The sequence below is a fragment of the Aeromonas sp. S41-2 genome, assembly GCF_027705845.1.
GTDB lineage: Bacteria > Pseudomonadota > Gammaproteobacteria > Enterobacterales > Aeromonadaceae > Aeromonas > Aeromonas hydrophila.
The window spans coordinates 725,753-752,318 of sequence record NZ_JAPDCG010000002.1 but is presented as its reverse complement, the minus strand read 5'-3'; the positions used below and the strand labels follow the sequence as shown (position 1 = coordinate 752,318).

18 protein-coding genes are annotated in these 26,566 nt (G+C 65.1%); 9 read left to right on the top strand and 9 right to left on the bottom strand.

The window, feature by feature from the left end; all coding sequences use genetic code 11:
- Positions 1-200 precede the first annotated feature (200 nt).
- The 4 genes from aroA to OKC44_RS07830 all read right to left on the bottom strand — a co-directional run bounded on the left by aroA (position 201) and on the right by OKC44_RS07830 (position 4,744).
- Complete coding sequence (gene aroA / locus OKC44_RS07845) at positions 201-1,484, bottom strand: 3-phosphoshikimate 1-carboxyvinyltransferase (RefSeq protein WP_270812075.1); 1,284 nt, start codon at positions 1,482-1,484, stop codon at positions 201-203.
- A 171-nt stretch (positions 1,485-1,655) separates the two neighbouring features.
- Positions 1,656-2,744: a 3-phosphoserine/phosphohydroxythreonine transaminase gene (serC, locus tag OKC44_RS07840; protein WP_011705848.1), complete on the bottom strand. Its 1,089-nt coding sequence runs from the start codon at positions 2,742-2,744 to the stop codon at positions 1,656-1,658.
- A gap of 223 nt (positions 2,745-2,967) precedes the next feature.
- Positions 2,968-3,894 (bottom strand): electron transfer flavoprotein subunit alpha/FixB family protein, encoded by a 927-nt coding sequence (locus OKC44_RS07835; protein ID WP_201904758.1) that lies wholly within the window; start codon positions 3,892-3,894, stop codon positions 2,968-2,970.
- A gap of 100 nt (positions 3,895-3,994) precedes the next feature.
- Positions 3,995-4,744 carry an electron transfer flavoprotein subunit beta/FixA family protein gene (locus tag OKC44_RS07830; protein WP_270812068.1) on the bottom strand — a complete coding sequence of 250 codons (750 nt, stop codon included), beginning with the start codon at positions 4,742-4,744 and terminating at the stop codon, positions 3,995-3,997.
- Between the two features lie 124 nt (positions 4,745-4,868).
- Here OKC44_RS07830 and OKC44_RS07825 point away from each other — a divergent pair, with 124 nt between their 5' ends.
- The 3 genes from OKC44_RS07825 (at position 4,869) to OKC44_RS07815 (ending at position 8,486) form a co-directional block, all read left to right on the top strand.
- Complete coding sequence (locus OKC44_RS07825; RefSeq protein ID WP_270812066.1) at positions 4,869-6,512, top strand: electron transfer flavoprotein-ubiquinone oxidoreductase; 1,644 nt, start codon at positions 4,869-4,871, stop codon at positions 6,510-6,512.
- 413 nt (positions 6,513-6,925) lie between these two features.
- Positions 6,926-7,873 (top strand): magnesium/cobalt transporter CorA, encoded by a 948-nt coding sequence (gene corA, locus OKC44_RS07820; RefSeq protein WP_011705843.1) that lies wholly within the window; start codon positions 6,926-6,928, stop codon positions 7,871-7,873.
- Between the two features lie 142 nt (positions 7,874-8,015).
- Complete coding sequence (locus OKC44_RS07815; RefSeq protein WP_024943989.1) at positions 8,016-8,486, top strand: DUF2919 domain-containing protein; 471 nt, start codon at positions 8,016-8,018, stop codon at positions 8,484-8,486.
- 60 nt (positions 8,487-8,546) lie between these two features.
- On the opposite strand, the gene OKC44_RS07810 is transcribed toward OKC44_RS07815, so the two are convergent.
- Positions 8,547-9,299 carry a hypothetical protein gene (locus OKC44_RS07810; RefSeq protein WP_270812063.1) on the bottom strand — a complete coding sequence of 251 codons (753 nt, stop codon included), beginning with the start codon at positions 9,297-9,299 and terminating at the stop codon, positions 8,547-8,549.
- 250 nt (positions 9,300-9,549) lie between these two features.
- On the opposite strand from OKC44_RS07810, the gene OKC44_RS07805 reads away from it, so the two are divergent.
- The 5 genes from OKC44_RS07805 to OKC44_RS07785 all read left to right on the top strand — a co-directional run bounded on the left by OKC44_RS07805 (position 9,550) and on the right by OKC44_RS07785 (position 15,822).
- Entirely contained in the window at positions 9,550-10,779 is a 1,230-nt protein-coding gene (locus OKC44_RS07805) for a siderophore amonabactin export MFS transporter (RefSeq protein ID WP_162517101.1), read from the top strand.
- Between the two features lie 57 nt (positions 10,780-10,836).
- The gene (locus tag OKC44_RS07800) at positions 10,837-12,810 is read left to right on the top strand and encodes a siderophore amonabactin TonB-dependent receptor (protein ID WP_044800145.1); all 1,974 of its coding nucleotides are present in this window, start codon (positions 10,837-10,839) and stop codon (positions 12,808-12,810) included.
- 67 nt (positions 12,811-12,877) lie between these two features.
- Positions 12,878-13,894: an amonabactin ABC transporter permease subunit 2 gene (locus OKC44_RS07795; protein WP_065477204.1), complete on the top strand. Its 1,017-nt coding sequence runs from the start codon at positions 12,878-12,880 to the stop codon at positions 13,892-13,894.
- A 13-nt stretch (positions 13,895-13,907) separates the two neighbouring features.
- Entirely contained in the window at positions 13,908-14,975 is a 1,068-nt protein-coding gene (locus tag OKC44_RS07790) for an amonabactin ABC transporter permease subunit 1 (RefSeq protein ID WP_187364669.1), read from the top strand.
- Between the two features lie 43 nt (positions 14,976-15,018).
- Entirely contained in the window at positions 15,019-15,822 is an 804-nt protein-coding gene (locus tag OKC44_RS07785; protein WP_016350955.1) for an amonabactin ABC transporter ATP-binding protein, read from the top strand.
- A gap of 61 nt (positions 15,823-15,883) precedes the next feature.
- Here OKC44_RS07785 and amoD read toward each other — a convergent pair whose 3' ends face one another.
- On the bottom strand, positions 15,884-16,669 hold the full coding sequence (gene amoD, locus OKC44_RS07780; protein ID WP_270812150.1) for an amonabactin biosynthesis phosphopantetheinyl transferase AmoD: 786 nt from the start codon (positions 16,667-16,669) through the stop codon (positions 15,884-15,886).
- Positions 16,670-16,825: 156 nt separating this feature from the next.
- Between amoD and OKC44_RS07775 the strand changes: the two genes are divergently transcribed.
- A complete protein-coding gene (locus OKC44_RS07775) occupies positions 16,826-17,770 on the top strand; it encodes an amonabactin ABC transporter substrate-binding protein (RefSeq protein ID WP_201881882.1) in 945 nt (314 codons plus the stop codon).
- An 87-nt stretch (positions 17,771-17,857) separates the two neighbouring features.
- Here OKC44_RS07775 and amoH read toward each other — a convergent pair whose 3' ends face one another.
- From amoH to amoA, 3 genes are all read right to left on the bottom strand, one after another.
- Complete coding sequence (gene amoH / locus OKC44_RS07770; protein WP_270812046.1) at positions 17,858-19,402, bottom strand: amonabactin biosynthesis glycine adenylation protein AmoH; 1,545 nt, start codon at positions 19,400-19,402, stop codon at positions 17,858-17,860.
- Positions 19,399-25,677 (bottom strand): amonabactin biosynthesis non-ribosomal peptide synthetase AmoG, encoded by a 6,279-nt coding sequence (gene amoG, locus OKC44_RS07765; protein WP_270812043.1) that lies wholly within the window; start codon positions 25,675-25,677, stop codon positions 19,399-19,401. Before amoG ends, amoH begins: the two co-directional genes overlap by 4 nt.
- A 135-nt stretch (positions 25,678-25,812) precedes the next feature.
- Positions 25,813-26,562, bottom strand: coding sequence for an amonabactin biosynthesis protein AmoA (amoA, locus tag OKC44_RS07760; RefSeq protein WP_270812041.1), 750 nt, complete (start codon positions 26,560-26,562; stop codon positions 25,813-25,815).
- Positions 26,563-26,566: the final 4 nt, after the last annotated feature.

Below are 26,566 nucleotides of genomic sequence, written 5' to 3'. Positions count from 1 at the left end.
GCTAGATGACTGCGATAAAGAAACTTCAATCTAGCCCGCACGGGCAGCGGTGTAAATAGAAAATTACATTATCTAGGAAGGAATTTTCTTATCCTGCCTTGCAAGTTTTGATAATGCTGCTAAGCGAGGATGAGGAGAGGGGGGTAGCAGAGCGGGACAGCCCAAAGAAACAGGCCCGCAACGAGGCGGGCCTGGGTTCATCACGCGCGCTGACTGATGCTGGCCAGCTTGTCGAAGTAGTCCGGGAAAGTCTTGGAGGTACAACCCGGATCATTGATGGTGACGGCGGTATCGGACAGCGCCACCAGCGAGAAGCACATGGCGATGCGGTGGTCGTTGTAGGTATCGATGGCCGCATGCTTGGGCTGCGCTGGCGGGGTGACGGTGATGAAGTCACGCCCCTCCTCCACCTCGACGCCCAGCTTGCGCAGCTCGGTCGCCATGGCGTGCAGGCGGTCGGTCTCCTTCACCCGCCAGTTGTAGATGTTGCGAATCGAGGTGGGCCCTTCGGCAAACAGCGCGGCCACGGCGATGGTCATGGCCGCATCGGGGATGTGGTTCATGTCCATGTCGATGCCGTGCAACGGCGCCTGCTCGGCCTCAATGAAGTCATCGCCCCAGGTGATGCGGGCACCCATCTTCTCCAGCACGTCGGCGAAGTGGATGTCGCCCTGAATGCTGTGCTTGCCGATGCCAGTGACCCGCACCTTGCCCTTGATGGCGCCTGCCGCGAGGAAGTAGGAGGCGCTGGAGGCATCCCCTTCCACCAGGAAGTCACCCGGGCTGACATAGCTCTGGTTGCCCTTGATGTAGAACAGCTTGTAGTTGTCGTGCTCGATGACCACCCCGAACTGCTTCATGATGTGCAGGGTGATGTCGATGTAGGGCTTGGAGACCAGCTCCCCCTTGATGTGGATGCGGGTGTCACCCGCCGCCATCGGCGCCGCCATCAAAAACGCCGTCAGGAACTGGCTGGAGACTGAGCCGTCGACGTGCACATCACCGCCCCACAGCCCCTTGGCATCCACCACCAGCGGCGGATAGCCATCTTTTTTCAGGTACTGGATATGGGCGCCCGCTTCACGCAGGGCATCCACCAGATGACCGATGGGACGCTCTTCCATGCGCGGTTCCCCGCCCAGGGTGTATTCGCCGGAGCCCAGACACAGGGCGGCACACAGCGGTCGCATGGCGGTGCCAGCGTTGCCGAGGAACAGATTGACCGGCTCCTTCACCGCGAAGCTGCGACCCAGACCGTGCACGGTGCACTCGGTCTTGTCGGCGGAGAGCTTGTACTTGACCCCGAGCTGGGTCAGCGCCGCCAGCATGTGACGAATGTCATCGCTGTCGAGCAGGTTGGTGAGCCGGGTGGTGCCACGGGCCAGGGCTGCCAGCAGCAGGGCCCGGTTGGACACGCTCTTGGAGCCGGGTAGATTGACCTCACCGGCCACACGAGAAATAGGTTCCAAACGCAACGAATTCATAGACTTCCTGTACGATCTCAAAAAAATGACCTGACCGGACGTTAGCAGCCCGCGCCCTGCTCGGCAAGACTGCGGGTGGCACAAAAGCAGGCCGCGGGGGCGACCGGTCCGGCATCACGGAAAAAACAGACGCCGGGGAGTCCCCGGCGTCGGCAATCGGGGAAAAACGCCTCAGCCGTGGCGCTTGGCAAAGCCGTCCATAAAGCTGACCAGCGCCTTCACCCCTTCCAGCGGCATGGCGTTGTAGAGGCTGGCGCGCATGCCGCCGACGATGCGGTGGCCCTTGAGCGCCAGCAGGCCGGCGGCTTCCGATTCGGCCAGGAACAGCTTGTCCAGCTCGGCATTTTTCAGCTGGAACGGGATGTTCATCCGCGAACGACAGCTGGCATCCACCTGGTTGCCATAGAAGCTCGACTGATCGAGATAGCCGTAGAGGAAATCGGCCTTCTCCTTGTTGCGCGCTTCCATCGCGGCGAGGCCGCCTTGTTCTTTCAGCCACTCGAACACCAGCCCGGCCAGATACCAGGCGTAGGTGGGCGGGGTGTTGAACATGGAGTCGTTCTTGGCGGTGAGCTGGTAGTCGAAGATCGACGGCACATCGGCGCGGGCCTGGTTCAGCAGATCGTCGCGCACGATGGCGATGGCCAGCCCAGAGGGGCCAATGTTTTTCTGGGCGCCGGCATAGATGATGCCGAAGCGGCTCACGTCGATGGGACGGGAGAGGATGGTGGAGGAGAGATCCGCCACCAGCGGCACCTTGCCGGTAGCCGGGATGTCGAACATCTCGATGCCATCGATGGTTTCGTTCGGGCAGTAGTGCACATAGGCCGCATCGGCGCGAAACGCCGGAGTCGGCAGCAGGTGAGAGATGCCCTCGGCACTCTTGGCCACCCCGTCAAAGGTCTGGATATCGCCGTACTTGCGCGCCTCGTCCACGGCACTCGCAGCCCAGACACCGGTCAGCAGATAGTCAGCCTTCTTGTTGGCGCCGCCGAGCAGGTTCATAGGCACCGCAGAGAACTGGCCACGGCCGCCGCCGTGCATGAACAGCACCTTGTAGTTGTCCGGCACCGCCAGCAACTCGCGCAGATCGGCTTCGGCCTTGGCAGCGACCGCCATGTAGGGCTTGCCGCGGTGGGAAAGCTCCATGACCGAGGCTCCCAGCCCCTGGAAATTACAAAATTCGCGCTGGGCGCGCTCCATGACTTCGACCGGCAACATGGCGGGGCCGGCGCAGAAGTTGTAAATCTGTTTGCTCATGACGCTTTCCGTGAGTGGATGAGTGTGATCGGTGACTTGTCTGGTTTTACACAAGTGCAGCCCCCGGATCAAAGGCTTTTTGGGAGCTGGCTCAACCTTTTGTCGACCCGCCGCCAGCGCAGTTGGCAGAAAAAAGCCCTGAACGGGTCAGGGCTTGCAGAGAACATGCGTAGAAACGGGCGCTTGCCGGTGCTCAATGCCCCCGGTCCCCTTTTTCACTAGATTACAGCTTGGCAGTGAGCTCCGGCAGCAAGGTGAAGAGATCCCCCACCAACCCGTAGTCGGCCACCTGGAAGATGGGAGCCTCGCTGTCCTTGTTGATGGCGACGATCACCTTCGACTCCTTCATCCCCGCCAGATGCTGGATGGCACCGGAAATGCCGACCGCAATGTAGAGCTCGGGGGCCACCACCTTGCCGGTCTGGCCCACCTGCAGATCGTTGGCGACAAAGCCCGCATCCACTGCCGCCCGCGACGCCCCTACCGCCCCGCCCAGCTTGTCAGCCAGCGCCTCGATCAGGGCGAACTGCGCCTTGGAGCCCAGTGCCCGCCCACCGGAAACCACCACCCGCGCTGCCGCGAGCTCGGGTCTGGCGGAGCGCACGGCGCGCCGTTCGATGAGGCGGGTACGGCAGGCCACCTCGCTCACCGGCAACCGCGCTACCTGAGCCTGGCCGCCGCTCGCCGCCTTGGCGAAGGCGGTGGGCCGGATGGTCAGCACCTTGATGGGTGCGCTGCTCGCCACCCGGGCCACGGCGTTGCCCGCGTAGATGGGGCGCAGGAAGGTGTCGCCGCTCTCGATGCCGGTCACCTCGGAGAGCATCTCCACCCCGAGCCTGGCCGCCACCCGCGGCAGCAGATCCTTGCCCTGGGTGCTGGCGGCCATCAGGCAGTGCTGATAATCCCGCGCGATGTGGGCCAAGAGCGGATCGACCCCATCGCTCAGCCCCTCCGCCAACATGGGATGCTCGGCCAGCAGTACCCGGCTCACTCCCTGCAGGGCGGCGGCCTGCTCACCCGCCTCGGTCAGCCCCTGCCCCAGCAACAGCAGATGCACTTCGCCGCCCAGCTGGCTCCCCGCGGTGACCAGACGGGCCACGTTGTCGGCCAACTGGCCCTGATGATGTTCGGCAATGATCAATACGCTCATGACTGCCCCTTGCTATCGTCCGTTGATGTCCCTGCCTGTGCGCCCATCACGCCCCCGAGCTTGTCGCCGGCGGGCGGGGTTCTGTTGATTGCTGGCAGCATCAGAGTACCTTCGCTTCGTGCTTGAGTTTGTCCAGCAGCTCGTCCACCGAGCCCACCATGATGCCGGCGCTGCGGGCCGCGGGGGCCATCACCCCGAGCAGCCGGGTCTGACCGGCCGGCTCGACGCAGAGGGCGGCGAAGGGCGCGCTCTCGAGCGGCTTGCGCTTGGCCTTCATGATGTTGGGGAGCGAGGCAAAACGCGGCTCGTTGAGGCGCAGATCCACGGTCACCACCGCTGGCAGCGGCATGCCGAGGGTCTCGAGGCCGCCGTCAATCTCGCGGGTCACCTGCAATTCGCCCTCTACCAGCTTGATGGCGGAGGCGAAGGTGGCGAGCGGCCAGTCATTGAGGGCGGCCAGCATCTGGCCCACCTGGTTGTTGTCAGAATCGATGGACTGCTTGCCGAGCAGCACCAGATCGGGCTGCTCCAGCTCGCACACCTGTTGCAGGGCGCGAGCCACGGTGAGCGGGGTCAGGGTCTCGCCAGTCACGTAATGACGCGCCCGATCCGCCCCCAGCGCCAGGGCGTGACGCAGTTGTTCGGCCGCTGCCTCGGGGCCGAAGGTCACCACTACCAGCTCGCTCGCCACGCCTGCTTCGCGCAGCCTGACCCCCTCTTCCACCGCAATTTCACAAAACGGGTTGATCCCCATCTTGACGTTGGCCAGCTCCACGTCTGAGCCATCGCTCTTGACCCGGACCTTGACGTTGTAATCCAGCACCCGCTTGACCGCGACCAGCAGCTTCATGACGCGCATCCCTCGCTTCTGTTGAGTGAATCCATGAAAACCCTCACATTTTTTTGCTTACATTTACTTTACGTTTACGTAAACTACCAGCACTACCCTAGGCCAAGTCGAGCACAGAGGCAAGATGGAACGCGAAGCAATGGAATTTGATGTCGTCATCGTCGGTGGCGGCCCGGCGGGACTCAGTGCCGCCATCGCCCTCAAACAACACAATGCCGAGCTGTCGGTCTGCCTGCTGGAGAAGGGAGCGGAGATCGGCGCCCATCTGCTCTCCGGCGCCCTGCTGGATCCCGTCGCCCTCAAGGAGCTGCTGCCAGATAGCTGGCAACAGGCCCCGCTCGGGATCGAGGTCAACGACGATCAGGTGCACCTGCTGCAAAGCGACAGCCGCGCCCTGCAACTGCCCAACTGGGCGGTGCCGCCGCGCATGCACAACGAGGGCAGCCGCATCATCAGCCTCGGCAACCTCTGTCGCTGGCTCGGTCAGCAGGCCGAGCAGCTGGGAGTCGAAATATACCCGGGTTTTACCGCAAGCGAACTCATCATGGAAGCGGGACGGGTCAAGGGTGTGATCACCGGCGATCTCGGGCTGGATCGGGCGGGCAATCCGAAAGCGGATCACGTGCCCGGCATGGCGCTGCTCGGTCGCTACACCCTGTTTGCCGAAGGGGCGCGCGGCCATCTCGGCAAGCAGCTGATCGCCGACTTTCAGCTGGAAAACGTCGCCCAGCCGCAGCATTACGCCATCGGCTTCAAGGAGCTGTGGCAGCTCCCCCCCGGCCAGGGCAAACCGGGCCGAGTGCTGCACGGCAGCGGCTGGCCGCTCTCTGAGGGGAAGGAGGACAAGAGCCAGGGCGGCTTCTATCTCTATCATCTGGAGCAGGATCAGGTGGCGGTCGGTCTCATCGTCGACCTCAACTACCGCAACCCCTGGCTCAGCCCGTTTGACGAGTTTCAGCGCCTCAAGCACCACCCGCTCATCGCCGCGGCATTGCAGGGGGGCGAGCGCATCAGCTACGGCGCCCGCGCCATCGCTAAGGGGGGCTGGCACTCCCTGCCCCGCATGCACTTTCCCGGCGGCCTGCTCATCGGTTGCGATGCCGGCACCCTCGACTTCTCCCGTATCAAGGGGATCCACACCGCCATGAAGTCCGGCATGCTGGCGGCCAAGACCGTCGCCATGAGTCTGCGCGGCGGCGATGAAGGGGGCCGGGATCTGGCCGAATACGGCGATGCGCTGCAACAGAGCTGGCTGGCCCATGAGCTCAAAACAGCGCGCAATTTCGGCGCCGCCCTGCACCGCTGGGGCCCCTGGCTCGGTGGCGCCTTCAACTGGCTGGAGCAGCGGCTGTTTGCTCACTCGTCGCCGTTCACCCTGCTGGACAAGGAGCCGGACTACCGCCAACTGCGTATGGCCAGCCGCTGCCAGCCCATCGACTATCCCAAGCCGGACGGCAGGCTCAGCTTCGACAAGCTCTCTTCTGTCTACCTCGCCAACACCAGCCACGACGAGGATCAGCCCTGCCACCTCAAGCTGCAGGATGAGACTATCCCGGTGGCGGTCAACCTGCCCACCTGGGCCGAACCCGCCCAGCGCTATTGCCCGGCCGGGGTGTTCGAGATCCTGGGTTCAGAGAGCCTGCCCCGCCTGCAGATCAACGCGGCCAACTGCATCCACTGCAAGACCTGCGACATCAAGGATCCGAGCCAGAACATCGTCTGGACGCCGCCGCAAGGCGGCTCTGGCCCCAACTATCCCAACATGTAACAGGCTGGCCCATGCAGACCTGCGCAGACAACAAAAATGCTCAGCCCCAACACATCAAAAAGAGGCGGTTTCCGGCGCACGGCCGGGGGCTCTCGCAGGGCGCTCGGCAGCCCGTCATCCCGGCCGGTGAGCCCGACTCCTCCCGCGTGCCAGGGTGAATAAAGGAGACGACGCCGGGATCACCCGTTTCGAGGTCGGCGTGGCTGCTCCGACCTCGCTGTTTTTTTGAGCGAACAGGCTGAACCTCCGATGAATAGGCCCTGACAAGCGCGGCCCGCCCCTGTATAGTTCGCCACATTCAGGTTTTCCATCGGCCCGTTCAGCTTGTCCACGGGATCGCTTTCTACGCGCTCTAAGGCCGCATGACCTGTGCAACCATCCCTGATTACCCATGACTTCTTAAGGGGGGACAGATGATCACCGCCTACATTCTCAATAACAAGGTACTGGACATAGTCACGCTCGGGCCTGACGACATAGTGCCTGACAACACAGTCTGGCTGGATGCCTACAAGCCGGACACGGCGGAACGAGAATGGTTGACGGGCCTGTTTCTGGAAGAGGTGCCCGACAAGGAGGAGCTCGATGACATCGAAGCATCCGCCCGTTTCTACTGGGATACCGACGGTCTGCACATTCACTCCCTGTTTCCCCAGCGGATCGGCCGTGACACCAAGGGTGTCCACGTCTCCTTTACCCTGCGCAACAACCTGCTGATCAGCATCCGCGAGGATGACATCGGCCTGGTGCGCCTGCTGCGCCACTATATGCGTCAGGATCGGCTGGAGGTGGAAGATGCCCTCGACATCCTGCTGGAGGTGCAGAACCTGAAAGTCGAATACCTCTCCGATCTCATCGAAGATGGCTACAAGACCCTGGAGAACACCGCCGATCAGATCTTCGAGCCGGATCAGATCAATCCCATGCTCAAGGAGTTGATGGCTCAGGAAGAGGCCAACGGCCAGATCCGTCTCTCCCTGCACGATACCCGTCGCGCCCTGCGCTTCTTGAAGCGCAGCCTGCGCCAGCGGATGAGCAACGAGCAGAACAAGTGGATCGACGAGATGCTGCACGACGTGGAGTCCCTGCTGCCCCACACCCAGTTCCTGTTCGACAAGATCAACTTCCAGCTGGAGGCCTCCATGGGGGTCACCAACCTGGAGCAGAACAAGGTGATCAAGATCTTCTCGGTGGCCGCGGTCATCTTCCTGCCGCCGACGCTGATCGCCAGCATCTACGGCATGAACTTCGGCCGCATGCCGGAGCTCGCCTGGGAATACGGCTATCCGCTCTCCCTGGTGCTGATGGTGATGTCATCGCTCGGTACCGGTCTGTTCTTCAAGCGAAAAGGCTGGCTCTGACGCCGGCAGCCCGGCACGAAAAGAGATAAGCGGATTGGGGGGCATGGCCCCCCGATTAATTCCCGCCCCTCGCCCGCCTTGCAAAGGGCCCCTCTTCGCCCCATATCCCCTTCATCTTTTGCACAGACTACCCCGGGCAACCATGACCCTCTACCCCGAACACAGATATGACGATCACGGCCAGCTGCGCCCCCCGCTCTGGTTCTGGCCCATCGCCCTCTTGCTGACCCGCTCGGTCTGGCTGTTTCTGATGGCCGGCGTCACCCGCGAGAGCGGCAGCGCCATCCTGACCCTCTTCTACCCGGACCGGCTCGCCCTCTACATCAGCCTGCTGACCGACGTGCCCGCCATACTGGCGCTGCTCGCCTGCGGTGGCACCTATCAGCAGACCCGCAGCCTCCGGGCCTGGCTCAGGCGCCACAGCCCATTGCTGCTGCTCTGCTCTGCCGTCAGCGGCCTGCTGATGCAACTGCACAGCCTCAATCTGCAGAAGTGGTCGTTCAGCTGGCCCACCGCCCTGGTACTGGTCGCCACCCTCTGGTCACTCTGGTATCTGCTGCGCAGCCGCCAGCTGCGTGAATACGCAGCCGATCAGCCCCACGCCGGCAACTGATCAGCCAGGTTCAACCAGGATAGTCAGGCATCCGAGGAGCGAGCCGATCAACCAGGCGCCTCACTGGCGCGTGACCCGGATCTGCAGGGTCTGACGATCGCTCTGGCTGCCACTGCCCCCCTGCAACTGGGTGCCCAGACTGCTGCCCTGCTGCGCCGCGCTGGTGGAGAGCTCGCCCACCGTCAGCCACTGACCGGGGGCACCGCTCACCTCGGTGGCACTCTGCCCCCGATTGATGGTGCCCTGCTCCAGTCTGGCCTGCTCGCTGCTGAGCGCTATCTGCACCCTGTCGCCGATCAGGGTGGCGGTGGCATAGAGGCCGTTCACCAGCGGCATCAGCCCCACTACCTGGCCTCCGCGCCACTGATAGAAGGTGACCGGTTGATAGGTGCCCATCTGCAATAGCACGGGCCGACCCGACAGTCCGCGTACCTGCCAGCTGTCGCTCTGGCTGCGCTGATACTGCTGGGCATTGCCCTCCAGCAACCACTGCCGTTTGGCGGCATCCCGGCCCAGCCCCACCCCGGCCTGCTGACCACTGGAAGCGCCATCCACCCGCCACTCGATGAGCAGGCTCTGGGGCGGCTGGTTGAATTTGGCCAGCGCCGCTTCGGCCTCCTGCAGCTGGGCGGCGCTGCCGCTCAGCACCAGCTGATTGCCCATGGCACTCACCCCGAGATCCGGATAGAGATCCTTGAGGGTCTGCACTGCCGCCTGGGTCTCGAATACCGGGATCACCTTCACCTCGGCCCGCAGCGGCAAGCACCAGAGCCCCCACAGCAGCCAGAATCCAAACCCGCGCCATCTGCTCATCTTCTCCTCCCGTCCCACTCGGCGGCCAACCAGATCATGGCCTGCTCATCACCTCGTCATCATGGGCCATCCGCCCCGCTTTTCAATGATTTTGCCCATGAGTGGCGAGCACCATGAAGGTCAGGCCCTTCATTTTTCTATGAAAAGAGCGGAGACAGATCAAATAACACAAATAAAAATGATTACCATTTGTTGTCACGAAAAAATCGCTCGGATACAATTCGGTCTCATTTTTTTGAGCTTGCCGTCGATGAAGCCAGTGACCACCACCCCCGCCGCCATCCACCTGGCCCTGCTTGTCAACATGCTCTCCATGGGCAGCATGATGATGGTGATGCCGCTCGGGCCGGATCTGGTCATCAGCCTCGGCATGCAGCCGGAACAGACCGGCTACTTCAGCGGCGGTGCTACTCTGGGTGCCGCCCTGATGGGGCTCATCGCCGCCCCCTGGCTCGATCGGGTCAACCGCAAGCCCGCCCTGCTGGTGCTGCTCATCTTACGTTTTCTGCTGCTGATGGCCTGCGCCCTGGTGCAAAACAGCCAGCAGCTGCTGGTGCTGTTCGTCCTGTCGGGCTGTGTGGCCGGCCCCCTCGCCGCCATCCTGATGGCGGCCGTGCTGGATCTGGTACCGCCGGCCGAGCGGGGCCGTCGCCTCGCCTACGTGGGCATGGCGTTCTCGCTGGCCGCCATCCTGGTGGTGCCCATCGCCCTGGTGCTGGCCCAGTGGTTTGGCTGGCAGAGCCCCTTCCTGCTGTTTGGCGTCTGCGGCCTGCTGCTGGCCCTGCTCTGCGCCACCCTACTCCCTTCGTTGCCGGTCAGCCGCGCCCCTCACGGCAGTGGCCTACGCCAGTTGCTGGCCTCCCCACTCTGCCAGGGCGCCCTGTTTATCCTCTGCCTGCAGATGTTCGGTCACTTCCTGCTGATCCCGCACTTTGCCAACTACTTCCAGTTCAACCTGGCATTCCCGCGCGAGCAGATCGCCGCCCTCTATCTGTGCGGCGGCCTCGCCAGCATGGCCACCATGCGGCTGTGCGGCAGCTGGATTGATCAGGGCCGGGCCCAGGCCGCCATCCTGATCACCAGCCTGCTGCTGGCGCTGATCACTTTGCTCGGTTTCGCCATGCCAGTCGGCGTGCCCGTCTACCTGCTGTTCACCCTGTTCATGGCGCTGAGCTCGGCCCGCTCCAGCACCACCCTCGCCATCACGGCCTCCATCCCAGCCCCGCATCAGCGCGCCGCCTTCATGTCTTTTCAGGGCACGGTCACCAATGTGGCGGCCGGGCTCGGCAGCCTGCTCTCCGCCAGGTTGCTGGTGTCGGATCAGAGCGGCGTCCTGCACGGATTTGCCCATCTGGCCTGGATCAATATCGGCTGCGGCCTGCTGGCCTGCGGCGGTGTCTGGCTCCTGCTCAAGGGGCTGGCACAGACAAGGAATAACAATAACCCCGAGTCTGGCACCGCCAGACAAGGAAGTCAGTGAGCCACCGGCCCCAGAGCCGGACCCCATAACCTCTGTTTTATTCATGGAGTTTTGACTATGCAGTTGCAGCCTGGCGTATTTCGCTTGAACCCGATTTTGCTCTCCCTCGGCCTGTTTGCCTTGCCGGGCCTGGCCCAGGCCGAAGCGGTCAAGGCCAACGAGACCATGGTGGTCACCGCCACCCAGACCCAGCACACCGAACTCTCCGCCCCGGCCAGCGTCTCTGTGGTGACCCGCGCCGATCTGGACAAGATGAACGCCAACAACGTCGGCGAAGCGCTCAAGCACGTGCCCGGCGTCAACATCATCGGCACCAACCCCACCGGCCGCAGCGAGATCAAGATCCGCGGCATGGGCGGCGACTACACCCTGCTGCTGATCAACGGCAAGCGGGTCAACGCTCGCGAGACCCTGGGCAGCTCGTTTGGCAATGACTTCGACTTGAGCTCCATCCCCATGGCCGCCATCGAGCGCATCGAGGTGATCCGCGGTCCCGTCTCCTCCCTCTATGGCGCCGACGCCCTCGGCGGCGTGGTCAACGTGATCCTGCGCCAGGCCAAGGAGCAGACCGAGGCGGCCTTCGGCTACACCCACACCATGCCCACCAAGGGTGATGGCGGTGATGCCAACCGTGGCAACGCCTTCGTCTCCGGCGCCCTGATCGACAACAAGCTGCTCGGCAGCCTGGTAGTAGAAGGCTATCAGCGCGACCGCTGGCACAGCGATCAGTCCAACAACAAGGACGCCGATGCGCTGGAGAAACGGGAAGTGGTCAACATGCTCTCCAGCCTGAAGTGGCTGGTGGCCGACAATCAGGATGTGGAGTTCGATCTGGGCTACAACCAGAACGACATGGACAGCTATTTCAACAACGTGCCCCGTGCCCCCACCGCCCCGGCCACCCCGCACAACGTGCAAAAACTCGATCGCCTGAGCCTGGGGCTGACCCACAACGGTCGTTGGGAGCACTTCGACAGCCGCGCCCGTTACTACTTCGAGCAGACCGATCTGATGGATGACTCCCAGCTCAACGGCGGCGCGGCTGATGTCACCCAGACCAACCACACGGTCGACGGCCAGCTGAGCGGCTACCTGGGGGATCACCTGCTGACCTCAGGCGCGGAATTCCGCAAGACCGAGCTGGAGCACAGTCGCAGCATCACCAATGGCAGCGTGGATGCGAGCCAGAGCGCCCTCTACCTGCAGGATGAATTCAGCCTTGGTGATCTGGCGCTGACCCTCTCCGGTCGTCTGGATCACCACGAGACCTATGGCAACGAGTTCAGCCCGCGCGCCTATGCGCTCTACAAGCTGAGCGACGAGTGGGTGATCAAGGGCGGCGCCGGCAAGGCGTTCAAGGCCCCGACCCTGGCCCAGTCCAGCGAAGGCTTCGCCACCACCGCCTGCCGCGGCGCCTGCAAGGTGATCGGTAACCCGGATCTGAAACCGGAAACCGCCGTCAGCTATGAGCTGGGCACCGCCTATGAAGCCGATCGCTTCGGCGCCGGCCTCACCGGCTTCCACAACGACATCGAGGATCTGATCCAAAGCGATCAGTGGGGCCCGGGTTACCGTCCAACCGTCATGACCTACCTCAACGTCAAGAAGGCCCGGGTCAAGGGGCTGGAGCTGACCGGCTGGGTCGATGTGATGGACGACCTCAAGCTGACCGGCAACTGGACCATGCTGGACTCCGAAGACAAGAGCACTGGCGACGATCTGGCCAAGACCCCGGATCACACCGGCAACCTGAGCCTGGATTGGCAGGCCACCGAGATCGTCAGCACCAACTTGGCCTGGCAATACGTAGGCAGCCAGTTCATCAAGGTGCCGATGCACAACTCTCAGGCGCTCAAGTCCGACAGCTACCAGACCCTGGACGTCAACACCAAGTGGAAGGTCACCCCGGCGCTCGACTTCAAGCTGGGCATCACCAACCTCACCAACACCAAGCGTGACCAGGTCGCCACCGACGCCGACTTCATTCTGGAAGGTCGTACCGTCTACGCCGGCGTGGATTACAAGCTGTAAACCCCGCAGGGAGCCCGTCAGGGCTCCCTTTTCTGCTGTTATTGCCTCGACGTGAAGGAGTAGCCGGGTGCACAGACACCAAACACACCTGTTCTGGCTGGGAGTGGTTCTCCTGTTCCTGCTCATCTGTCTCTCACTGGCCACCGGCGCCGGTGTCTATGGTGGCCGCGAGGTCGCCGGATTTCTGCTGGGCGATCCCGCCCTCATGGCCGATGAAAAGCTCGCCATGATCATTCATACCCTGCGTCTGCCCCGCACCCTGTGTGCCCTGGTGGTGGGCGTCTGTCTTGCGCTGGCGGCCTCCATGTTGCAAAGCGCCACCCGCAATCCGCTGGCCGAACCCGGCCTGCTCGGGGTCAACGCCGGCGCCGTGTTCGCCCTGGTGATCGGCCTCACCTATTTTGGCGTCGAATCCGCCTACGGTTACCTGCTCTGGTCCGGCATGGGGGCCCTGCTCGGCAACCTCATCGTGCTCGGCCTCGGCCTGATGGTGGGGCGCTCCAACCCCCTCAAGCTCATCCTGGTGGGGGTCGCCCTCTCCGCCACTTTCGGCGGCCTCTCCAACTTCCTGCTGCTCTCCAACCAGGTGGTGCTGGAGCAGTTCCGTTTCTGGAATCTGGGGTCGCTGGCCGCCTCGGATCTCGATGCGGTACTCACCGTGATGCCCTTTGCCCTGCTCGGCCTGCTGCTGACCCTGGCGCTCTGTCGTCAGCTCACCCTGATGCAGATGGGTGACAACCAGGCGCTGGCGCTCGGCATCCGGCCGACCCGGGTGCGCATAGGCGTGCTCCTGGCCGCCACCCTGTTTACCGCCTGCGCCATCGCCATCGCCGGTCCCATCGGCTTCGTCGGTTTTCTCGCCGCCTACTGCGCCCGCCTGGTGGAGCCGGTACGCCTCGCCATCCAGGTGCGCTTCTCCGCCCTGTTCGGGGTGCTGTTCCTGCTCGGCGCCGACATCCTGGCGCGCTGGCTGATCCAGCCGTTCGAACTGCCCAACGGAGTGATCCTGGCGCTGATCGGTGCCCCCGTGCTCATCCTGGTGGTGCGCAGCGGCGGTTTCCGCTCCCTGCTGGCCGTCAAATAAGGTTGCCTGCCTCATGAACAATTCCATCAATCCCTCCCTCACCACGGCGCTTCCTACCGGCACCGTCTGCCTGCGCATTGGCAGCCGCACCCTGTTGCTGCACCGCCGCGCCTGGTTGATCACGCTGGGGCTCCTGGTCGCCCTGGTGCTGCTCTCCCTGCTGGCGCTGACCCTGGGCTCCGGCAAGCTCACCATGCTGGGGGTGATCCAGACCCTGCTTGGCGATGGCAACCGGCTGAGCGAGGTGACCGTCTTCAAGATCCGCTTGCCGCGCATCGTCGCCGTGCTGGTGGCGGGCGCCGCCATGGGCCTCTCCGGCTGCCTGGTGCAGACCCTCATTCGCAACCGCCTCGCCACCCCGGACATGATCGGGGTCAACGAGGGGGCCTCCTTGGCCATCATCGCCTTCTCCCTCTACCTGACCCTCGGCAGCTGGCCCTGGTGGGCCGCCCCGCTGGGCGCCCTGTTTGCCGCCGCCGTGCTCTATGCCCTGTGCAACAAGCCGGGGGAGCAGGGCTACCTGTTCGTGGTGATCGGCATCGGCGTCTCCGAGCTGATGAACGCCATCGGCCAGTTCGTGATGTCCACCCAGTCGCTGGTGCACCTCACCAGCCTCTACCTGTGGAACATGGGCAACTTCGTCGGCCAGGGCTACAGCACTGTGCTGCCGGTGGGGATCCTGATCCTGCTGGTCTGCCCCTGGATCATTTATCTCTCCCGGGCTCTGGGCGTACTGCGCCTCGGCCCCGTCACCGCCCAGAGTCTGGGGGTGAACGTCAACCGGGTGCAGCTCGGCGTGCTGGCCCAGGCCATCGTCGTGGCGGCGCTCGGCACCGCCATCGGCGGCCCGGTGGTGTTCATCGCCATGGCGGCCCCGGTGCTCGCCTCCTGGCTCAGCCGGGATCGCATCGTGCCGCTGTGGATTGCCGCCCTGTGCGGCGCCCTGCTGCTGCTGGCCAGCGACACCCTGGTGCGGGTGCTGGCCAGCCCCCACGAGGTGGCCACCGGCATCATGACCCGTATTCTCGGCGGCCTGCTGCTGCTGTTCATCCTGCTCAAAGACCGCCAGAAGGCCGACTGACGATGCCATTCATCCATTTTCAAGACAGACCGAGGGCCGCCTGATGACGCTCACCATCAATCACCTGCAATTTGGCTATCAGCACAAGCCCGTCTTCAACGACATCTCCTTCACCATTCCCCAGGGCAAGCTGGTGGGGATCGTCGGCCCCAACGGCGGCGGCAAGTCAACCCTGCTCAAACTCCTGGCAGGCCAGGAGCAGCAGCAAGCCGGCGAGATCCTGCTCAAGGGCAAGCCGCTGGCAAGCTACGGCAAGAAGGCGCTGGCCCGCGAGCTCGCCTACCTGCCCCAGCGTCCGCTGGTGCCCGCCGGCATCCAGGTCGAGCAGCTGGTGCAGTACGGCCGCCACCCCCATCAGGGCTGGTTCAATCAGTGGAGCGAGGAGGATGCCCGCATGGTGCGCTGGGCCTGCGAGCGGATGCAGTTGGGCGACATTCTGCAGCAGAGCGCCAGCTCCCTCTCCGGTGGCCAGGCCCAGCGGGTCTGGCTCGCCATGGTGCTGGCCCAGGATGCCGACATCATCCTGCTGGATGAACCCACCAGCGCCCTCGACATCGGTCACCAGACCGAGGTGATGGAGGCCATCCACCAGATCACCGCCGAGGGCAAGACGGTGCTCATCGTCATCCACGATCTCGCCACCGCCGCCCGCTACTGCGACGAGCTGATCGCACTGGGAGATGGCGGCATCCAGGCCATGGGGCCGGCCCGCGAGGTGGTGACCAAGTCCCTCATCGACCGCCTCTACCAGACCGACGTGGACATACTGCACGCCCCCGGCGACGGCGCCCCCATCATAGTACCGCGCCGCAGACCGCACGCCTTTGCCATGCGCCAACCGGCCTGAGCCCCATCAAAAAACCGCCGAGAGGCGGTTTTTTGATGCATGCGTCTCGGCGCGCCGCCACTCACAGCAGCAGGCAGGTGAGCACCCCGCCCGGCCGTGTTTGCCAGTGCCCTGTTTGCCAATGCTGTGCCTGCCAGTACATTGGCTGCCAGTAGAGCGTACAGCGCCAACCCGCGGGCAGTGTCGGGGTCAGCCCGACCACCAGTTCGAGGGTGAGGGTCTGCTCCGTCATGGTCAGCCAGCGGGCATCGAGAAAGTCAAAATAGCGCCCCACCCTGGGGTAGAGCGCCTTGAACAGGCTCTCCTTGGCCGAAAAGATCAAGGTGAGCGCCTCAGCCCTGCTGAGGCCAACGGAGCGGGCAGCGGCCGCCAGCCGAGCCCACTCCTCCCCGCTGGCAATGCCGGGCCAGAGCTCGCTCGCCTGCCCCTCTGCCAACCAGCCCTCCAGATCCAGCCCCATCCCCGCCTGACCCGGGCGAACCGCACACAGGGCCATGCCGCGCCCCTGCAACAGGCTGTGGCTGATGCTGCCCTCAAACCCCGCAGGCCAGCAGGGTTCGCGGGCCGCCCCTATGCTCACCTGCTGCTGGCCCAGACCAAAGGGGTGCAAGGCCCGGCGCGTCGCCAGCCGGCCGGCCAGAAACTCCCCCAGCCGCTTGGGGGCCGCGCGCTGCAAGCTGGCGGGCAGCACCATGCCGGCCGCATCGTAACAGGCCGGGGTGAAGGCGGCGGGGTCAAAGCAGACCCGTTGCAGCGCCAGATGCGCCGCGCCGGGCAGCGGCAGGCTGTCGGCCTGCACGATAAAGCGGTCCAGTGAACAGGCTGGCGCAGTGGCAATGAACATCACGAAGAGCCCTTGGTGGATGAGCCAGCATGGTAGCAAACCGTCCGTTCCTTATGCCACAAACACAAATGACAATTCTTATCATTTGAATTTGTGGTAGCATGAGTTCGCCCGTTTGGGACCCAGTGTTCCACTGATTTCACCAAGAAGGATGTAACGATGAAGATCTCCTCTCCCCTGGCTGCCGTGCTGATGCTGGCCAGTCTGGTCGGCTTCCAGGTACAGGCCGGCAGCGAGACCCGTCAGGTGACCGATGCCGACGGCAAGACCCAGGTCGTACCGGCCCAGCCCAAGCGGGTGGTGGTACTGAGCGAAATCGATCTGGACAGCGCCTTGACCCTGGGGCTGCAACCGGTCGGCACCGTCAATGGTCGCGGCCAGTCCACCCTGCCCCGCTACCTGCTGCAACAGGCGGGCAAGGAGATCGCCGTGGTCGGCGATCTGGACAACCCCAACCTGGAGAAGCTGATCGATCTGGAACCCGACCTCATCCTCACCGGCCAGACCAAGCCCGAGCTGCTGGCCCTGCTCAAGGAGATCGCCCCCACCGTGGTTACCGGCAACTGGGGTGACTCCTGGAAGGAGATCTTCAATCGCAGCGCCCACGTGCTGAACCGGGACGCCGAAGCCAAGACCTTCCTCGCCCAGTATGACGCCCGCCTGCAGGAAGCCCGCAGCAAGCTCGCCAAGCATCAGGGCGAGCGCCTGAGCATAGTGCGCTGGAACCCCAAGGGCCCGAGCTACATGCACAGCGGCACCTTCGCCAGCAGCGTGGTGGAAGAGATGGGGCTGACCCGGCCGACCCACCAGATCGGTGACAAGACCCCCCACTCCCCGGCCCTGAGCCTCGAATCCCTCAACCTGCTGGACGGCGACTGGCTGGTGATCGGCACCCTCAGCGCCAGCGGCGACGCGGTGGATGCCATGAAGCAGGCCGAGCAGACCCCGGCCTTCCAGCAGCTCGGCGCCATCAAGAGCAAGCGTTTCGGCGCCGTGGACGGATCCCTTTGGACCTCCACCGGCGGCCCCCAGGCGGCTCTCAAGGTGATCGACGACGTCGAGCAACTGCTGGCCAAACCCGATGCGGCCCCCATCACCCAATAAGCCCGCGTGATTGCCGCCCACAAAGAAGCCCGCATTTGCGGGCTTCTTTTTTTATCCATGGCTTTTAACGTCTACTCAGACAACCATTTATTCCGGCAAAGGCAGCGCCTTTCTGTCCAGTTTGCCACTGCCGGTCTTGGGCAGGGCATCCAGCAGCATGAGCCGCGCCGGCACCATGTAGTGCGGCAGTGTCGCCTGCAGCCCCTTGCGCAGGGCGAGGCGATTGAGGGTCACCCCGCTCTTCGCCTCCACGTAGCCCACCAGCATGGCCTCGTCCCCCTCGCCCACCAGACGAACCGCCGCCTCCTGCACCCCGGCCTGGCGGCGCAGTCCCGCCTCCACCTCGCCGAGCTCGATGCGAAAACCGCGCAGCTTGACCTGATCGTCGCGCCGTCCCAGATAGAGGAAGCTGTCCGCCCCCAGCCGCCGTACCCGATCGCCGGTGCGATAGAGACGATGGGTGGCAAGGCGCAGGAAGGCGGCGCTGGTCAAGGCCGGCTTGTGCCAGTACCCCTCGCACAGGGCCGGGCTCTCGATGCAGAGCTCGCCGCACTCTCCCTCTGCCACCGGCTGCCCCGCCTCGTCCAGCACCCAGTGACGATAGCCGGGCAGGCTGTGGCTGATGGTGATCTGGCCATCAGTCGGCGGCCAGCGCACCTCGCTCACCAGGGACCAGACGGTGGCCTCGGTCGGCCCATAGCAGTTCCACAGTCGCCGGGTGCGGGCACAGAGCTGCTCGGCCAGACCTGGGTCCAGCGCCTCGCCACCGCACAGGGCGGTGAGGGTATTGCGCCCCTGCCAGCCAGCTTTGAGCAACATGCGCCAGCAGGCCGGGGTCGCCTGCAGCCAGTTGATGGAGGGATCGGCCTCGAGCAAGGCCTGCATCCCCAGCGGATCCTTGTTGTGCTCGCCACCGGCCACCGTCAGCCGGCCACCGCCCCAGAGCGGCCCCAGCATCTCCAGCAGGGAGATGTCGAAGGCCGGGGTGGTGATGAAGAGCCAGTGGCAGCCAGGTGAAAGCCCGAGCCGCTCGCGGATCCCGTCGAGGAAGCAGAGCAGGGCCCGCCGGCTGATGACCACCCCCTTGGGCTCGCCGGTGGAGCCCGAGGTGAACATCATGTAGGCAGCCAGGGCGTCATCCACCTGGGGCCAGGATACGGCCCCTGCCGCTGCGGGGCCATCGAGGGTACGCAGCGGACAGCCGAAGGCGGGAGCCGGTCTGTCGCCATCGCAGATCACCGCCGACAGGCGCGCCTGACGGGCGATCCCCTGCAGCCGCTCCACCGGAAAGTCCGGCTCGAGCGGCACAAAGGTGAGGCCGAGCCGCAGGCAGGCCAGCAAGCTGGCCACCAGATCGGGGCTGCGGGAGAGATAGAGGCCGACCCGCTCCCCCACCGCCAGCCCCTGCAATCGGGCGGCAATCTGGCCCACCCGATCATTGAGCGCGCCATAGCTAAGCCACTGCTCATCTGATCCGCCCTCACTGATGCCCTCCCCGCCCATACGGATGGCGGGGGCCAGCGGGGTGGCAGCGAGGCAAGCCGCTAGCCGCGCACCCAGGTTGGCCGCCCCCTCACGGGGGGCAGGCCGGGTTTGCAAGAGTTGGGCCTCATGCTTGATGGTCACTGTCATAGCGCGGCCTCCGTTTGGCGCACCAGCCAGTGCCGATAGAGCCGGCTGGGGGATGGATGGGCCTTGAGGGTCTGCAGGGTAAGCAGCGCCCGCTCCTGGCCAAACGCCTCGTTGAGGGCCGCCAGCAGGGCGAGCTGCTGCACCGAATCCACCCCGAGTTCACACAGGGTCTGCTGCCAGATGCCGGGCACGCCGCACAGGCGCTCCCACAGGGCCACCAGCGCGCGGGCCTCGGCCGGCGGCTGAGCCAGGCCGGGTTCATCAGCCGTGGTGGCGGCCACTTGCGCCCTCACTGGGAACGGCGCGGCCGCCGCCACTCTGGCCGGTTGGCTCAGATCCGCCTGTGCCAACCAGTCGAGCTCGGCCAGCCAGGCAGCCAGCACCGCTTCGGCCCGGGCCTCGGGGATCTGCTCGCCGTCGAACTCGAGGCGCAGCTGGAGCGTCTCGCCCCGGCTGCTGACCACCAAGGAGAGAGGCAGCTCCACCTTCTCCACCACGGTGCCAAAGCGCGGCACCAGCTGGTGAGGTTCGGGGGCGGCAGGGGCCGCCGGCGTGGGGTAGTTCTCGAACACGAACAGACCCTGGAACAGGCGTGCCCGGCCTTTGGTCAGTGCAGCCAGCGACTGGGTGCCGTGCTCGTTGAGCGCCATCAGGTCGGCTTGCAACCGGGCGATATGCTCGGCGAGGGTCAGCTCGGTGCGCCACGCCAGCGCCAACGGCAGGCTGTTGATGTAGAGCCCGACGCTCGCGGTGATCCCCTCGATGGGGTAATCCCGGCCCGGGGTCACGTTGCCCACCAGGGTGACGGCATCGCCAGAGCGGCGTGCCAGCAGACGGTGCCAGGCATATTGGGCCAACAGGCCAGCAGTCACGCCAAGCTCGCGGGCACGGTGCGCGAGCAAAGTCGCCACCTCGGCCGGCAATGCCGTGGCGCGCACCGCCGGTCGCTGCTGGGTATGGCGCCCGCTTGAGCTAGCGTCCAGCGTCACCCCGAACAGGCAGGCGAGATCGTTAGGCGTTGCCAAGAGCTCGCCCCGCCCCTGCCAGTAGGCGTCGGCGCTGCGGGTTTGGCTCGCGATATGGCGGCCAAATTCGAGCCAGGCGGTATCCGGCTCGCCCTGCGGCAACAGGCCATTCATCAGCGCCTGATAGCCGCGATGCAAGGAACCCAGCAACACGGGGCCACTCCAGCCATCCAGCACGCCGTGATGGGCGCTGAAGATCACCTTGTGGTGATCGGGGGCCAATTTGAAGCAGGCAAGGCGCAGCAGGGGCGCCTGAACGAGCGGGATCGGGCGGGCCAGATCCTGCTCGCGATAGGCCTGGACCCGTGCCTCTGCATTTCCCACTTCAGACAAGTCCTCATAGTGGAATGGCAACTCGGCATGCTTGAGGATGCGCTGCAGCGCGACCCCATCCGCCAGCACCAGTTCGCTGCGAAGGGCCGGCCAGCGGGCAATCTGCCCCTGCCAGGCCTGACGGTAGACCGCCACGTCCAGCGGCTGGTGATAGTCCATCTCGGTCTGCAGGTGATAGGCGTGATCCCGGGGCAGCAGCGCCCTGTGATGGAACATGCTCTGCTGCAAGGAGGTCATGGGCAGCAGGGTCTCCACCTCGCGCCCGCTCAGCACCCGATCGAGCGCGGCTTGCGAGAGGCCAAGCCCCGGGAAGTCGCTCGGGGTATGGCGCGGAGCCTTCAGGTTGCAGCAGTGCTCCACCAGCGCCGTCAGGTTGTCCGCCAGCCGCGCCATCAGGGCATCGCTCGCCTGCTGGTTGAGGGCGCCCACCTGGCGCAGGGTGAGGCGGCCATCAAACACGCCACCGTGCAGACTGACCAGCTCACGCGGCAGGTTGTCAGGGGACGTGGGGGCCCCCGGCGCCAGCGGCAGGGGTTGCCAGGGTTGAGCGGCCTCGCCCTGATGGCTGACCCCCAGATAGTTGAAGACCACCAGGGCTTCGGGCAGTGCCCAGCCACGTGGGTGGTGCAGCCGCAGGGCGTTGAAGCCCACCCCCTTGTCCGGCACGGCGCGCAGCTGCTCCTTGGTGGCGCACACCAGCGCATCCCACTCCTTGGCATCCGCCAGCGCCAGCGGGTAGGTGCTGGTGAACCAGCCCAGGGTACGGCTCACGTCCAGTTCCGCATCGATGGCCTCACGACCGTGCCCTTCCAGCATCACGCAGTGACGGCTGCCGTAACCCTGCTCGCTCAGGGTGCGGGTCAGTGCCGCCAGCAGCAGGTCGGGCACCCGGGTGAAGTAAGCCTGGTTGGCGGTGTCGATGAGCCGGGCCGTGGTCTCCTGACTCAGTTGCAGCAGGCTGGCGGCGGCGCGGCCATCGGCAGCGCGCGCCGCTTCCAGCAGGTGACCCTGGCTGCCTTCCCCCTGAGCCAGCCAGAAGCCAAGCTGTTCCTCTTCCCTTTTGGCGTAGGCCGCGAGCCCCTCGCCCCACTGGCGATAGCTGCTGCCCTTGACGGGCAGCGGCTCACCCCTGCTCACCCGTGCCAGATCTTCGGCCAGGATGCGCCAGGAGACCGCATCGATCACCAGGTGATGGAAGGCGAGGAAGAGCCCCTCCACCGTCTCGCCCTCGCGATCCCCCTCGAGGGCGAGATTGCGCAGGCGGGCCCAGGCCAGGGTGTGGCCGCTGGCAGGGTCGAGATCCCCCTGCAGCTCGGTCAGGCGGGCCTGCAGTTCGGCCTCATCGAGGTTGCCGGCATCCAGGGTCGGCAGCGGCGGCAATGGCAGTTCGGCCAGGTAGCGCTGGCCGGTCGGGGTCACCGCCAGGCGCAGGGCATCGTGGTGCTGGCGCAGGGTATCCAGCCAGCCGCGCAGGGCCTCATCGTCCACCCCGGCCGGCAGGCGCAGGATCACCCCCTGGTTCCAGTGACCGGACTTGGCAAAGCCCTGCTCGAAGAACCAGTGCTGAATGGGGTGGAGCGGGAACTCGCCGGTCAGGCTGCCCTGCTCGCTCCTGTGGCTGACCGCCTGCTGCTGGCCGAGCTGGCGGCAGAGGCGGCGCACCGTCTTGGCTTCGAACACGTCCTTCACGCTGCAGTGCAGTCCCGCATCCCGCAACCGGGTGGTGAGCTGGATGCTGAGGATGGAATCACCGCCCAAGCGGAAGAAGTCATCCTCCACCCCGAGCGGCTGCTTGAGCACCCCTTGCCAGATGGCAAGCACGGTCTGCTCCAGTTCGTTTTGCGGCTCGCCCTTGCTCTGCTGCCAGACGATGGCGGGCAGGCGGCGCAAGTCCAGCTTGCCGTTGGGGGTGAGCGGCATCTCGGGCAGCCAGCACAGGCGCGCCGGCACCATGTATTCGGGCAGGCACTCGCCGGCCCGCTGCAACAGGGCGTCGCCGTCGGGCTCCCTTGCACCGGCCTGCAAACAGGCGTAAGCGAGCAGACGCCCCTCCTGCACCACCACCTTGATCTGGCGGATGACCGGGCACAATTCGGCAAGCCGGGTCTCTATCTCCCCCGGCTCGATACGATAGCCGCGCAGCTTGATCTGCTCGTCTATCCGGCCCAGATACTGGATGTTGCCATCACGGCGCAGCAGGGCCCGATCGCCGGTGCGATAGAGGCGATGGGTACGTTCCGCCAGCGCCAGCTCGATAAAGGCCTCCTGGGTGCGCTCCGGCAGATTGAGGTAGCCGCGTGCCAGCCCCAACCCTACCAGGCAGAGCTCACCGGGCACCCCCACCGGGCAGAGGTTGCCCGCCTCGTCCAGGATCAGCGCCTTCAGGTGGTTGACGGGTCGACCTATGGTGATGGGCGTCCCCGGGGTGAGCCGCGCGCAGAGCGCGGTGACGGTGCACTCGGTCGGGCCGTACATGTTAAAGAGCGCCACCCGCTCCCCCCAGCGCTCCACCAGGCTGCTCGGGCACGCCTCGCCGCCAAAGCCGATGGCCTTGAGGGAGCCGAGATCCGCCGCTGGCAGCAAGTTGGCGAGCAGGGCGGTCGGCAAAATCATATGGCTGGCACCGCAAACGATGGCGGCGCCGATCACCCCCTCGCCCGGCTCGCCGAAGTGCAGGGCCGCGCCGCAGTAGAGCGGCAGCAAGCTGGTCATGTTGCCCGCATCAAACGAGAGGGACATGCAGTTGAACATGGCGCCATTCTGATCAAGGGCGATGCGCTCACCGTGATCCGCCATCAGGTTGACCAAGCTGCCCTGCTCCACCATGACTCCCTTGGGCAGGCCGGTGCTGCCGGAGGTGTAGATGATCTGGGCCAGCATGGCAGCATCCCGAGGCAGTGCGGGCGTGCTGGTTGGCATCTTGTCCAGCGCAAGCTGGTGCAGATCGTGATATTCGGCAGTCGTGCCCGCCAGCGCCTCGCCAAGGCGCCCATCCGGCACGCTACCCAGCACCAGGCTGATGGCCGCATCGCCGAGGATATGGGCCAGCCGCTCGGCAGGATAGGCAGGATCGAGCGGCACATAAGCAGCCCCCGCCTTCCAGCAGGCGAGCAGGGCGATGACGAAGGCGACATCGCGTCTGGCCTGGATGCCGATGGCGGCGCCCGGGGTAACGCCGCAGGATTGTAGCCAGTGGGCCAGCTGGTTGGCACGCACCTCCAGCTCGCCATAGGTCAACGCATCCGCTCCGTCGCTGACCGCCAGCGCATCCGGCAACTGAATAGCGCGCCGCTCGATATGACAGAGCAGGGTGTCGCGGCTCGGGTAGTCCCGCGGCAGGTCGGCAAGTTGTGCGGCCAGCGCCGCCTGGTCAGTGCCCGCCTCCAGCGGCAGTTGCCAGATGTCGGTCTCGGGGGCCGCCACCACGGCGCGCATCAGGTGCAGCAGGCGATCGGCGTAGGCCTGGATGGTCTCTCGCTCGAACAGGGCGGTGGCGAACAACCAGTCCACCCTGACGGAGTCCATCAGCTCGGTCACCTTGACCGAGATGTCGGTCTTGGCCGGCAGCACCGGCGAGGTCTCCTCCACCAGCTGGCAGCCGGGGATGAGATCGTTGAAGTCCACCTTGGCCTGATAGACCAGCATGATCTGGAAGATGGGGTTGATGGCGGTGGTGCGATCGGCGCCAATGGCCTCGGCCAGCGCCTCGAATCGGTAGAGCTGGTGATCGAAGGCCGCCAGATCCTCCTCCCGGCACTGCTGCAGATAATCGACAAAGCTGGGCTTGCCGCTGAGTTGAGTGCGCAGCACCAGGGTATTGACGAAAAAGCCCACCAGCGACTCGATCTCGTGGCGCTCGCGATAGGCGAGCGGGGTGCCGATCACCACCTCCTTCTCGCCGCTCTGGCGCACCATCAGCAGGGCAAACAGGGCGTGCAGGCCGATGAAGTTGGAGGTGCTGTGACGTTGGCAGAGGCGCTTGAAGCTCTCCCACAGATCGTTGTCGATGGTGGAGAAGACCAGCTCGCCGCCGCTGTCCTGATGGGCCGGGCGCGGCTTGTCCAGCGGCAGACCGTGTACCTCGGGGCTGCCACCGAGCCGGTCGACCCAGAACGGCTTGAACTCGGCGTGATAATCGAGAAAACGCGGTGAGTTGAACCAGCGGGCATAGTCGATGTAGGTGAGCGGCAGCTCGCTCACCTGCAGGGGCTCGCGGTTCTGATGGGCAAGAAAGGCGCGCTTGAGATCCGCGAACATGTTCTTGACCGACCAGCCGTCGGAGATGATGTGGTGCTGGGTGATCAGCAGCACGTGCTCGCGGCTGCCGAGCCGAATAAGGTGTACCCGGCTCAGATCCCCCTGGGTCAGGGAGAAGGGGCGCCCTATTTCCTCGCGCACCCGGCGGGCCACATAGGCCTCGCGCTCGGCAATGGGCTCTGCGCTCACGTCCTCAATCTGCAGCGTGAAGGGCGTGTGGGGCAGGATCTCCTGGGCCCCCCTGCCCGCCTCGTCCTTGATGAAGCGGGTGCGCATGCTGGGGTGGCGGGCAAACAGGTGGTCGAAGGCAAACTCCAGCGCCGCCGTGTCCAGCTCTCCCTTGACGCGAAAATAGACCGGCATGTTGTAGAGGTGGGAGGCCTCCTCGTACTGCTCGATAAACCAGAGCCCGCTCTGGGACGACGAGAGCGGGCCCTGCCGGGCGCCCTCGGCATCACGTTGCGCAAGAATGGGCGCCTCGAAGGCGGCACGGGCCGCCAGGCAGCGCACCAGCTCATCCTTGTGGGCCTTGATGGTGGCGCCGATGGCCGGCGTCACCGCCTCCTTGCTCGACTGGGAGATAAGCTGGCCCTTGTCGTTCAGCGCCAGCTTCACTCCCTGCCGTTCCAGCTGTTTCAACAGCAAAATCATATTGTTCATCTGTACCTCAGACAGCCGGCGTGGCGCGATAGGAAGAAAAACCGTCCTGCCCCTTCTCATTCAGGGCGAGCTTGACGCTCTGACCATCCAGCTGTTTCAACAGCAAAATCATATTGTTCATCTGTTTCTCAAGCCTCAGGCACTCAGGGTGGCGCCGCCGTCGACGACCAGATCCTGCAGCGTGATGTGGCTGGCCAGATCCGAGGCCAGGAAGAGGACGGTATGGGCGATCTCCGCCGGGGTGGCGACCTTGCGCAGGGGAATGCCGAGCTTGAACTGCTCCGGCAACCCGGCAATGGTGCGGGCCATGGCCTCCTCGCTTGGCAGCATGCCGCGCAGCATGGGGGTATCCGTCGAGCCTGGCGACACCAGGTTGGCGCGCACGCCGAAGGGGGCCAGCTCCAACCCCACCGTCTGGGTCAGGCTGGTGACCGCCGCCTTGGAGGCGCAATAGGCCGCCATCTGCATGCGCGGCACATGGGCGGCGTTGGAGCCGATGGTGACGATGGCGCCGCGCCGCTGCCCCTTGAAGTGGGGCACCAGGGCCCGCAGCAGATAGAAGACGCCGCTGGCGTTGACCGTCATGCAGTCGTGCCAGTCGTCATCGCTCAGAGTCTCGGTGGAGCCGAGGCGCAAGACCCCGGCCCCGTTCACCAGCACATCGAGCCCGCCGTCTGCCAGCAGCGCTGCGCAGCAGGTGCTGACCGCCTTCGAGTCGCCGATATCGAACAGCCGGGTGGCATAGGAGTAGTCGGCTTCGGGGAATACCAGATCCAGCCCCACCACACAGGCGCCGGCCGCCACGAACTGAGTGGCCACCTCGCGGCCGATGCCACGCCCGGCCCCGGTCACCCAGACCCGCTTGCCAGTAAAATCAAAGACCATTGCT

What these genes read in the sequence shown, in the direction of transcription:
- OKC44_RS07835 (WP_201904758.1), bottom strand. Translation starts at nt 3,894, where the DNA reads ATGAGCGTATTGATCATTGCCGAACATCATCAGGGCCAGTTGGCCGAC.
- OKC44_RS07800 (WP_044800145.1), top strand. Translation starts at nt 10,837, where the DNA reads ATGCAGTTGCAGCCTGGCGTATTTCGCTTGAACCCGATTTTGCTCTCC.
- OKC44_RS07830 (WP_270812068.1), bottom strand. Translation starts at nt 4,744, where the DNA reads ATGAAGCTGCTGGTCGCGGTCAAGCGGGTGCTGGATTACAACGTCAAG.
- OKC44_RS07815 (WP_024943989.1), top strand. Translation starts at nt 8,016, where the DNA reads ATGACCCTCTACCCCGAACACAGATATGACGATCACGGCCAGCTGCGC.
- corA (WP_011705843.1), top strand. Translation starts at nt 6,926, where the DNA reads ATGATCACCGCCTACATTCTCAATAACAAGGTACTGGACATAGTCACG.
- aroA (WP_270812075.1), bottom strand. Translation starts at nt 1,484, where the DNA reads ATGAATTCGTTGCGTTTGGAACCTATTTCTCGTGTGGCCGGTGAGGTC.
- OKC44_RS07810 (WP_270812063.1), bottom strand. Translation starts at nt 9,299, where the DNA reads ATGAGCAGATGGCGCGGGTTTGGATTCTGGCTGCTGTGGGGGCTCTGG.
- amoG (WP_270812043.1), bottom strand. Translation starts at nt 25,677, where the DNA reads ATGAACAATATGATTTTGCTGTTGAAACAGCTGGAACGGCAGGGAGTG.
- OKC44_RS07825 (WP_270812066.1), top strand. Translation starts at nt 4,869, where the DNA reads ATGGAACGCGAAGCAATGGAATTTGATGTCGTCATCGTCGGTGGCGGC.
- amoA (WP_270812041.1), bottom strand. Translation starts at nt 26,562, where the DNA reads ATGGTCTTTGATTTTACTGGCAAGCGGGTCTGGGTGACCGGGGCCGGG.
- OKC44_RS07775 (WP_201881882.1), top strand. Translation starts at nt 16,826, where the DNA reads ATGAAGATCTCCTCTCCCCTGGCTGCCGTGCTGATGCTGGCCAGTCTG.
- amoH (WP_270812046.1), bottom strand. Translation starts at nt 19,402, where the DNA reads ATGACAGTGACCATCAAGCATGAGGCCCAACTCTTGCAAACCCGGCCT.
- OKC44_RS07805 (WP_162517101.1), top strand. Translation starts at nt 9,550, where the DNA reads ATGAAGCCAGTGACCACCACCCCCGCCGCCATCCACCTGGCCCTGCTT.
- OKC44_RS07785 (WP_016350955.1), top strand. Translation starts at nt 15,019, where the DNA reads ATGACGCTCACCATCAATCACCTGCAATTTGGCTATCAGCACAAGCCC.
- OKC44_RS07790 (WP_187364669.1), top strand. Translation starts at nt 13,908, where the DNA reads ATGAACAATTCCATCAATCCCTCCCTCACCACGGCGCTTCCTACCGGC.
- serC (WP_011705848.1), bottom strand. Translation starts at nt 2,744, where the DNA reads ATGAGCAAACAGATTTACAACTTCTGCGCCGGCCCCGCCATGTTGCCG.